Origin of the sequence: Dermacoccus sp. Ellin185 (assembly GCF_000152185.1) — a bacterium.
Taxonomy (GTDB): Bacteria; Actinomycetota; Actinomycetes; order Actinomycetales; family Dermatophilaceae; genus Dermacoccus; species Dermacoccus nishinomiyaensis.
This window is the reverse complement of the sequence record NZ_AEIQ01000024.1, coordinates 1-9290: the sequence shown is the minus strand read 5'-3', so window position 1 is coordinate 9290 and position 9290 is coordinate 1. Positions and strand designations below refer to the sequence as shown.

The 9290-nt window shown below is 69.5% G+C and carries 10 protein-coding genes; 5 read left to right on the top strand and 5 right to left on the bottom strand.

Annotated elements, in window-relative coordinates; all coding sequences use genetic code 11:
* Together HMPREF0321_RS15810 and HMPREF0321_RS00965 are read right to left on the bottom strand one after the other, a co-directional pair.
* Positions 1–218, bottom strand: a 218-nt coding sequence (locus HMPREF0321_RS15810) for a hypothetical protein (protein ID WP_139023509.1), incomplete at its 3' end; no start/stop codon positions are given.
* Entirely contained in the window at positions 211–414 is a 204-nt protein-coding gene (locus tag HMPREF0321_RS00965) for a hypothetical protein (protein ID WP_006943496.1), read from the bottom strand. The genes HMPREF0321_RS15810 and HMPREF0321_RS00965, both read right to left, overlap by 8 nt.
* Before the next feature lie 261 nt (positions 415–675).
* On the opposite strand from HMPREF0321_RS00965, the gene HMPREF0321_RS00960 reads away from it, so the two are divergent.
* From HMPREF0321_RS00960 to HMPREF0321_RS00945, 4 genes are all read left to right on the top strand, one after another.
* Positions 676–1446 (top strand): ABC transporter ATP-binding protein, encoded by a 771-nt coding sequence (locus tag HMPREF0321_RS00960; protein ID WP_006943493.1) that lies wholly within the window; start codon positions 676–678, stop codon positions 1444–1446.
* The gene (locus HMPREF0321_RS00955; RefSeq protein ID WP_006943491.1) at positions 1443–1781 is read left to right on the top strand and encodes a hypothetical protein; all 339 of its coding nucleotides are present in this window, start codon (positions 1443–1445) and stop codon (positions 1779–1781) included. Before HMPREF0321_RS00960 ends, HMPREF0321_RS00955 begins: the two co-directional genes overlap by 4 nt.
* A gap of 1 nt (position 1782) precedes the next feature.
* A complete protein-coding gene (locus HMPREF0321_RS00950; RefSeq protein WP_006943497.1) occupies positions 1783–4482 on the top strand; it encodes an ABC transporter permease in 2700 nt (899 codons plus the stop codon).
* Between the two features lie 115 nt (positions 4483–4597).
* Positions 4598–5122 carry a PadR family transcriptional regulator gene (locus HMPREF0321_RS00945; protein WP_006943494.1) on the top strand — a complete coding sequence of 175 codons (525 nt, stop codon included), beginning with the start codon at positions 4598–4600 and terminating at the stop codon, positions 5120–5122.
* 79 nt (positions 5123–5201) lie between these two features.
* Here HMPREF0321_RS00945 and HMPREF0321_RS15805 read toward each other — a convergent pair whose 3' ends face one another.
* Positions 5202–5612 (bottom strand): hypothetical protein, encoded by a 411-nt coding sequence (locus tag HMPREF0321_RS15805; RefSeq protein ID WP_139023508.1) that lies wholly within the window; start codon positions 5610–5612, stop codon positions 5202–5204.
* Between the two features lie 124 nt (positions 5613–5736).
* Here HMPREF0321_RS15805 and HMPREF0321_RS00935 point away from each other — a divergent pair, with 124 nt between their 5' ends.
* Positions 5737–7533: an FUSC family protein gene (locus tag HMPREF0321_RS00935; RefSeq protein WP_006943489.1), complete on the top strand. Its 1797-nt coding sequence runs from the start codon at positions 5737–5739 to the stop codon at positions 7531–7533.
* 168 nt (positions 7534–7701) lie between these two features.
* Here the strand turns inward: HMPREF0321_RS00935 and HMPREF0321_RS00930 are convergent, their stop codons facing one another.
* Both HMPREF0321_RS00930 and HMPREF0321_RS16260 read right to left on the bottom strand, forming a co-directional pair.
* Positions 7702–8799: a Fic family protein gene (locus HMPREF0321_RS00930; protein ID WP_006943495.1), complete on the bottom strand. Its 1098-nt coding sequence runs from the start codon at positions 8797–8799 to the stop codon at positions 7702–7704.
* A 263-nt stretch (positions 8800–9062) separates the two neighbouring features.
* Positions 9063–9290: hypothetical protein (locus HMPREF0321_RS16260; protein ID WP_006943492.1), on the bottom strand; the 228-nt coding region annotated here is incomplete at its 5' end.

The following is a 9290-nucleotide window of genomic DNA, read 5'->3' as shown; positions in this document are numbered from 1 at the left end:
GCTTTACCGCCCGTGTCGATCTCGACCTTCACCGTGCCTGGGATGGTGAAATGGCGCATCGCTGCCATGCGGTCCGCCTGGACTTTCCGCGCACCTCCCATGCCACGCTGCACGGCGGTGCGGCGCTTCTCTACGACCGGTGAGGCTTTCGCGAGCGGCATAGGGTTGCCGTCGCGATCGGCAGTCTTGGCCCATCGCTGCGCCTGACGATCACTCACGCCGGCCCACTGTGCCGCCTTCTTGATCGCCGCTGCGTGCGCGCTTCGCCTCGCCATTCACGCGGGCGAGCTCGCGTCGCTTCTGGCGGGGTGTACGGGCCTTGCTCAGACGCTCAGCGAGCTGGGCTTCCGCCTCGAAACGCGCGCGACGTTCGGCGCGCTGCGCGTGGTTTCGCACCATCTGCGGCACGGTCATGGCGCACCCCGACGCCCCGTCGCCCGCCGGCCCCAAGCCTCGACGTGCTACGACACCCCCGGCACATGCCGCGCGGCGCGCCTCACCCGACACGCCCGACACACCCACCGGCGCGTCATTCCCCCACAGCACCCACATACCCGGTATACATGTGAATACCGGGTATGCATACTGCGTATGCGGTAAGGGAACGGGAGCGTGACGTGCGCCGTCGACACATCGTCGGCGGCGCACGTCAGGCCTCACGAAGGGAAATGAACGATGACGCAACCAGCCCTCGAGCTCGACGGCGTGAGCAAGGTGCACCCCTCACCCGCGGGTGACGTGCACGCGTTGAAGGACATCAGCCTCGCGCTGTACCCGGGCGAACTCGTGGCCGTGATGGGCCCGAGCGGTTCGGGCAAGTCGACGTTGCTCAACATGGCCGGGGGCCTCGACGCGCCGACGAGCGGCGATGTGCGCATCGGCGGTGCGAGCATCGTCGGCGTCGGCCAGAAGGAGATGGCGAGTCTGCGCCGACGCAGCGTCGGGTTCGTCTTCCAGGACCTCAACCTCGTCCCGGCGCTGACGGCGGTCGAGAACGCCTCGCTCCCCCTCGAACTCGACGGCATGGGCCTGCGCGCCGCCCGCGCGGCCGGCTTCGAGGCGCTCGACGCCGTCGGCCTGGCCGACCTCGCCGACCGCTACCCCGAGGAGATGTCGGGCGGCCAGCAGCAGCGCGTCGCGATCGCGCGCTCCCTCGTCGGCGAGCGCCGCGTCGTGCTCGCCGACGAACCGACGGGCGCGCTCGACTCAGTCACGGGTGAGGAGGTGCTCATGGTGCTGCGTCAGCGCTGCGACGCGGGCGCCGCCGTCCTGCTCGTCACGCACGACTCGCGGCACGCGTCGTGGGCCGACCGCATCGTCAACCTGCGTGACGGCGCCGTCGTCGGCATCGTCGGCGACGAACCCGAGCCGTTCGGGGCGAGCGCCGTCACCCGCTCGCACGGTGCGACGAGTGTGACATCAGCAACGACGGAGGGCCGGGCATGATCACCGCGTCCGACCACCTGTCCCGGGTGCAGGAGCTCGCCGTCGTCAGCGTGCACACGTGGGTGCAGGGCTCGCCCCCGTCGCACGTGACGACGAAACCGGCCGAATCGTGGCTCGATGCGACGCACGGGCCGGCGCTCGAGGGCGTGTTCCTGTCGACGCCGGCGCTCGTCGTCCTGCTCGTCGGCATCATCGCCGTTGCGCTCGTCATGGCGGTGCGGACGGCCGGCGCGACGCGCGCGTCGCGTCCGGCGATCTCGCACCTGGCCGCACCTGCCAGTCGTGGGTCGCGCAACTCATCGGCGTCGGACGCCTCGCGCGCAGAGGGTCGTTGAGATGGCCTCCCCCCTCGCCGGATGGCGGCTGCCGCTGCGCCTCGCGTGGCGCGACATCATGCGTTACAAGGCCCGCTCGGCGCTCGCTGCGCTGCTCATCCTGCTGCCCGTCATGGCCCTGGCGACGATGCTCGCCTTCATCTCGACGTTCGAGATCAGCCCTGACGAAGAACGCGCCCGCGCCGTGGAAGGGCTCGGTGGCCTCGTCACGGTGTCCGCCGAGAAACCGGGCGTACCGATGCCGGCAGCCGGACGCGCCGTCACGACATCGAAGCCTCCGACGGCTGCTGAGGTGAGCGATCAGGCGGGCGTTGCCGCGCTCGAGGCCCACCAGGAAGGTTTCGTGTTCGCCGCCACGCAGGAGACGACGTCGGGTGGGTTCACGTCGACGTGGGGCACCGTCATGCTGACCGACGCCACCTCGCCCCTGCTCGCACGCAAGGCCACTCTCGTCTCGGGGCGCCTGCCGTCGAAGCCGGGTGAGGTCGCCGTCACCGAGTACGGCAAGAACATGGGGTTGCCGACCGAGGGGCCGATGCAGGCGCGCTCTGACTCCGGAAACCCGTCCGACAGCAAGACGGTGCACGTCACCATCGTCGGCACCGTGACGACGCCGTTCGCGGATGTCGCCGCCGTCGGGCCGGTGCCGACGGGGTACAAGCCGAGCTCGTCACCGGGGTTCCTCCTCGACGACACGCGCACGTTCTCGGCCGCTGACGTCGAGCAGTGGCACCGATTCGGCCTCGACCTGACGACCCGCGACAACGTGTCCGCGCAGGCGAGCGCCTATGACGTGGCTACGACGGGCGATTCGAGCATGGCCTTCGCCATCGCCGTCGCGACGATGGCCTTCGTCGCCGTGACGGCACTGCTCGCCGGCCCGGCGTTCGCGGCCGGCGCGACGCGTCAGCGTCGCAGCCTCGGGCTCGTCGCGGCGAACGGCGGCACCCGCGCCGTCCTGCGCCGCATCGTCCTGGCCAACGCGATGATCCTCGGTGCGCTGACCGCGCTCGTCAGTGCCGTCCTCGGCACCGCGCTCGGTGTCGTCGCCGCGAAGATCGCCTGCCGGCAGGTGACGACCCTCGATGCGCCTACCGACATCCGATTCAGCTGGATCGTCGGCCTCGTCGTCGTCTCGACGCTCGCCGCGCTCATCGCCGCGTGGGTGCCCGCGCGGGCTGCGGGTCGTACCAACCTTCTGCAGGCCCTGCGCGGGCAGGTGTCGGCGCGTGTCGTCAAGCGTCGACTGCCGACGATCGGCGTCATCGCCGTCGCGGCCGGCACGCTGTGCCTGTTCTTCGCGACGCAGCGAGGGGGCGACGGGTCGTCGATGAGTGAGGAGGGGCAGACCGCCCTTGCGTACATCGGCGTGCCGCTGTTCTTCGGCGGCGCGGTGCTCGCGGTGCCGTACGTGCTCATGGTGACCGGCAAGCTCGCCGGTCACCTGCCCCTGACGCCGCGCATCGCGGTGCGTGAGGTCAGCCGTCAGCGCACGCGGGCGACGGCGTCGATCGGCGCGGTGCTCGCCACCGTCGCCGTGTGCACGGGCGTCAGCGTCTACGGCGCGAGCGAGGACGCGTACCTCGCCAAGACGTACACCCCGTCGATGCCGATGGGTGAGGCGGCGTTCGTCTCGAGCTCTCCCGGCTCGCGGACCAGTGAGGCGGACGACAACACAGCCATCGCGGCGATCCGCAAGATCGTCCCCGGCGCCGCGGGTGCGTGGACAGTGGGCGCCGGAGACTTCATGCCCCGCTATCTCGCAGGGAAGTGCCCGGCGAAGAGCTCCGGTCAGGACGCCGCCGCCGCGGCCGTCAGCATGCTCGGCGTCGACGAGGCCGGCATGAAGCTCATGGGCCTCGATGCCGCGACGCGAGATGCTCTGAAGCGAGGTGAGTTCCTCCACGTCGGGCCATCGACGAACGACAGCCTGGGCGTCGCGGGATGGGGCCCCCAGTCGAGCGCCACGACGATCAACGACGGCAAGGTCACGCTGGCCGCGGTGCAGTGGAAGAACGCCGAACTGCCGGAGGCGACCGTCGCATCCTGCTCGCCCCTGACGGTGCCGGCACGCCCCGTGTCGTTCGACGCCGCGTTCAAGCTCGCTGGTTCGACGCCGAACTCGCTCATCGCGACGCGCGAAACGCTCGCGAAGCATCACATGACGGCCCATCTCGCGGCGATCACCGTCGCACCCGAGGGTGGGGTGAGCAAGAAGCTCGAAGGTCAGCTCAAGGCCGCCTCCCCGATCGACATGCCGTTGATGGTGGAGCGGGGCTACTCGAGCCCGATCCTCGTCATCCTCGGCATCATGACGGCGGCGCTCGCGTTCGTCGTCCTGCTCACGACGATCGTGTCGACGCTGCTCAACGACGCCGAATCGCAGGCCGATGCCGCGACGCTCGCGACCGTCGGGGCGCCCACGGGGATGCGGCGGCGCATCGTCGGCGCGCACGCGGCGGCGATCGGCGTCATCGGTGCGCTCATCGGCATCGCCGTCGGCATCGCGCCGGGGCTCATCCTGGCGCGGGCCTCGACGAACCACATGATGGACGAGCGGACGCACCAGCTCAGCGGCGGCACGTACGCGATCCCATGGTGGTCGCTCGCGATCATGCTCATCGCGGTGCCACTCGTCGCAGCGCTCGTGTCGATGCTGTTCGCACGCCGCAAGCCGGTGCTGACGAGGCGCGAGCGGTGAGCGTCATGCGCGACTCGCGCCGGGTTCGGCGGGTTCGGTGGGTTCGGTGGGTGGGCGCGCCGCGTCGTACCGTTGAACGTTCATCGTTCACCGCGACGTCGCGAAGGGGGCTGACGTGAGCGTTCGTAACGGCCTGCTCGCGCTGCTCGCGTCGCAGGAGATGTACGGCGCGCAGCTGCGCTCCGAGTTCGAGGCACGCACGGGTGGGCAGTGGCCCCTCAACATCGGCCAGGTCTACACGACGCTCGGGCGCCTCGAGCGCGACGGCCTCGTCGAGGGCGCGGGCGCGGCCGACGACGAGGGCCGCATTCCGTATCGCCTCACCGAGGCGGGGCGCGGTGAAGTGGATTCGTGGTGGGCCCAGGCCGTCCCGCGCGACGTGACGCCGCGCAACGAACTCGCCATCAAGTTGGCGCTCGCCGTCACGATGCCGGGCGTCGACGTGCGTGCGCTCGTCTCGACGCAACGCACCGCGACGATGCGGCACCTGCGCGAGCTCAACCGGTCGAAACCGCGCCGCACACCGGGCGCGCCGAGCGCTCCGACGCCTGACGAGCTCGTCCTCGAATCGCTCATCTTCGCCGACGAGGCCGAGCTGCGCTGGCTCGACTACGTCGAGGAGCGGCTGGCTCGCGGCTGACGTCGTGCGCGTCCACATGGATCGCGAGGTGGGAGCGCCTGGCGCGGGGTTGACGTCGAGGTGCTTCGTCGCGCGCGCCTCAGTGCTGACGCGGTAGCTCGCGCCAGGTGCCGGTTCCCACCGCCTGTGCGAGGTCGCCCCGACGCGTTCGGGCGGCGCTGAACGTGGGGCACCGCTCCTCGTGAAGCACCCGGCCACGTCGACTCACACAGACGGCCCAGGGGCGACGAAACACGAAACGGGTCAATGCCAGCAGCGGAACCAGGAGCAACAGCAGAGCCAGCTCGCCGATGAGGTAGACCAGGACGACGATGAGCGGGACGAGCACGATGGCGAAGATCACCGCCGAGATCAGGTCATCACCGCCGGGGGATGCACTGAGGAGCTGCCCGGCCCACCGGTGAGCCCGGGGGCTCCACGGCAGCCACCGGCAACGCACCGCATAGGCGCGCGGTTTCGTGCCCGCTGCCGCGGGTTCCTTGACTCTCATGTTCTGTCCCTGAATTCATGAACACGACGCCATGCCACTGCCGCGGCGACGAGCACCCGTGTGCATGTGGAGGCGAAAGGCCCAGGTTTCCGGGGTTGCCGGTGGCCAGGTTCACAATAGAGGCATGCCCCGCCTCACGATGATGCTCGCGCCGCCGCAGGTGCGTCGCGCTGCCCGTCGTCGCGGGGTGACGAAGGCGCGCCTCGCGGACGAGCTGCAGACGTTCGTCGAGGTCAAGCCCGCGCCGGGGCGCTGGAAGACGGCGGCACACATCACGACGTGCGTGACGCTGACGGTGCTGGCGTTGTCGTTCGTCCTCGGCCCACAGCTCGGTCTGCTCGGGTTGACGGGCACGTTCTTGTGCACCGTCAGCGTCAAGCGGACGTGGCGTCACCGCGTCACCATCCTCGCGTGCATGACGCTCGCGTACGTCGCGGCGTTGACGATCGGGGTGAGCGTCGCAGGACATGCGGTGCTCACGACGGTCGCGCTGACGGCGATCGCCGGCGTCAGTGTGCTTCTGTACCACGCGCTCGTCGGCGACCCGCCTGGCCCTGTCTTTCTGACGATCGGCCCGGCCATCGGCACGTATCTGCCTACGGTCGGCGTGCCCGGCAGCCGGTTCCTGCTGGCAGCAGGCTGTGGCGCCGTGATGTCGAGCGTGCTGAGCCTCGCGCTGCAGTACCCGCAGCGTCACGAACCGGAGGATCAAGCCGTCGACGAGGCGCAGGAGGCGTGTGACGCGTACTTCGAGTCAGACCCGGACGGCGATTTCGTCGAGACGGGCCGCCTGCGGGACACGGCGTACGCGTCGATCTTCTCCGCGGCGTGGGCGTTGAGCGCGGCGACAGGCCGCCGTCACCCCGACCCGCACTGGCGCGAGCTGACGAAGCGCCTGCGCCGGTTGCACATCGAAGTCGTCCAGCGCACCGCCGCGACGCGACTGCCCGGGGCCGTGATCGCCGTCCCCGTCATGGCGCAGGCGCGCTACCTCGGACGCCCACCGCGGCGCTACCTGCTGCGCTGGGGGTTGTCGCGCTCGTCCTTGCCTGCGCTGATCGCGCGGCGCGCCGCGCTCGCGGTGCTGCTGACGTGCGTGCTCGCGTACGCGCTCGGCGTCACGCATCCGTACTGGGCGGTCATGACGACGGCGCTCCTCATCTCCCTCGGCGGCGACCGGCTGACCTTGACGCATCGAGCGGCGCACCGCTTCGTCGGCACCGTCATCGGTGTCGGGTTGTTCTTCCTCGTCAGCCTCACGCATCCCAGCGGGTGGTGGGTCATCGTCGTCGCGCTGACGTGCGTGTACCTGCTGCAGTGGACGGTCGTGCGCAACTACGCGCTCGGGTCGATGTTCATCACGCCGATGGCGCTGCTCGTGGCGTCGGCGGGCACGGCGCACAAGCCGATCGGTGAGTTGATGCTCGATCGCATCTTCGAGACGGCCCTGTCGTGCGTCATCTGCCTGTTCGTGCTGTGGGCGTTCGGGCGTCGTCTGCCCGTGCTGCTCGTGCGTCGTCAGTTCCGTCGCGCCCTGCGCGCCCTCGAGCGGGTGCTGCTGCTCCTGGCCGACGGTGAGCACAACTCCGAGCGGGGCGTCAGCGCGCGGCGCGACCTCGTCTTCGAGCAGCTCGAGGCCGCGCACGTCCTGCAGATAGCACAGCGCGACCTGCCGCGCGTGCTCGGGTCGTGGAGCGAGCTCGAGGCGAGCCTCGGTTCGGCCACGTACGTGACCCTCGCGGCGTGCTGGACGCACGATCCGCTCGCTCACCTCGACGCCGACGCGATGGCGTCACGCCTCGCGCGCCTCATCCACGACCTGCCGCCCGTCTCGACGCAGCTCGTCGACGCGACGACCATCGCCGCGAGCGTCGACGACCTACTCGACGTCGGGGGGCACGGCACCGCGCCGCGCCCGTAGCGGTGTCGTCGCGACAGCCGACGCGGTGCTCCCCACGTCCCGCACCCACCCCACGCGGTGAGTGCGATGAGCCGGACATGTACACGTTTTGCGGCTTCTCGTACACATCGCCCGAACGTGTCGATGGCATCACCATGTCGTCACCGCGAAGGCTCCGACGTCGGCGGATCAGCGATCGGTTGCCTCGGCCAGCGTGTCGAGGAGCGCGCGATTGAGGTAGACGACGCTGCGTCCGAGTTGCTGGCGCTCGAGAACATCGTGCTGCGCCAGGACGGAGAGCCACTTCGAAGCGGTTTGACGCTTGGCCAAGCCTGCGTCGACGATCGCCTCGATGCGGACGTACGGCTGCGCGAACAGCACCCGCGCGAGGTCTGACGCGGGTGCCTGCGCCGGGAGATGCCGGCGGATCGCGTCCTCCGCTTCCCGGCGCAGCCCTTCGATGACCTCGACGAGCGAGAGCGTCCATCGAGCGGTGGCGCCGACCGCACCCACCATGTAGAGGATCCAGCCCTGCCAGTCATCCTGGGCGGTGACGGCGCGGAGGCGGGAGTAGTACTCGTCCTTCGTACGAACGATGTGGCCCGACAGGTACAGCACCGGCTGCTCGAGCAGCCCCTTCTCGACGAGGAGCAGGAGGTTGATCACGCGACCGGTGCGTCCGTTGCCGTCGAAGAACGGGTGGATCGCCTCGAACTGGTAGTGCTGCATCGCCATCACGACGAGCGGGTCGAACCCCGAGTCGGCGTGCAGGAAGCGTTCCCACCCGGACAGATGCTCGGCGATGACGTCTGCACCCTCGGGCGGCGTGTAGATGCGTTCACGGTTGACGGGGTTGCCGATATAGGTCCCCGGTTGATTGCGCAGAGTGGCGGTTCGGCCCTGCAGCTCGCTGCAGATCTCGAGTGCTGTTCCTGACGTCAGGGGGCGCGTCTGCAGCGAGTCGAACCCGACCCACAGGGCACGGCGGTAGCGCAGGGCCTCCTTGACCGCCGGGGACGTCCTGGTGTCCGGCATGTCCGCGGCAGCGCGGAACAGCTCGTCGTTCGTGGTCACGACGTTCTCGATCTCGCTCGAGGCCTGCGCCTCGAGAACCGGGAGCAGGTGAACGAGCATCGTCGGGTCCGGCAGGCGCCGGACCGCTTGATCCAGGGCGGCGAGGGCTCGACTGGCGGCGACGACCTCCTTGAGCACCGCCGGCGTCTCGACCTGCGTCGAGGGAGGAAGAGGCGGCAGATCCTGGTACGGAACGTCGGGGCCGGTCCACATGAGGACGAGCGTACGCGCCTGAGCACCCTGACATGTACACGTTTTGCGATTTCTCGTACATATCGCCCGAACGTGTCGATGGCATCACCATGTCGTCACCATGACGGCGCCCTGTCGTCACCCTGTCGACGTCCTCGCGGGAGCCGCTGACGCGCCGCCCGAGTCGGCCGTGAATGTGCTGAGGGGCATGGTGCTGCTGGACCTGACCTGCCAGGATGACGACGAAACGTCATTGCCTCTCGAAGGATCGATCATGGCGAGCATCAGGAGGCCACCGTCGAGGAGGCGACGACGATGATGACGTCGCGGAGGCGACGACGATGATGACGTCGAGGAGGCGACGACGATGATGACGTCGAGGAGGCGACGACGATGATGACGTCGAGGAGGCGACGACGATGATGACGTCGAGGAGGCGACGACGATGATGACGTCGAGGAGGCGACGACGATGATGACGTCGAGGAGGCGACGACGATGATGACGTCGAGG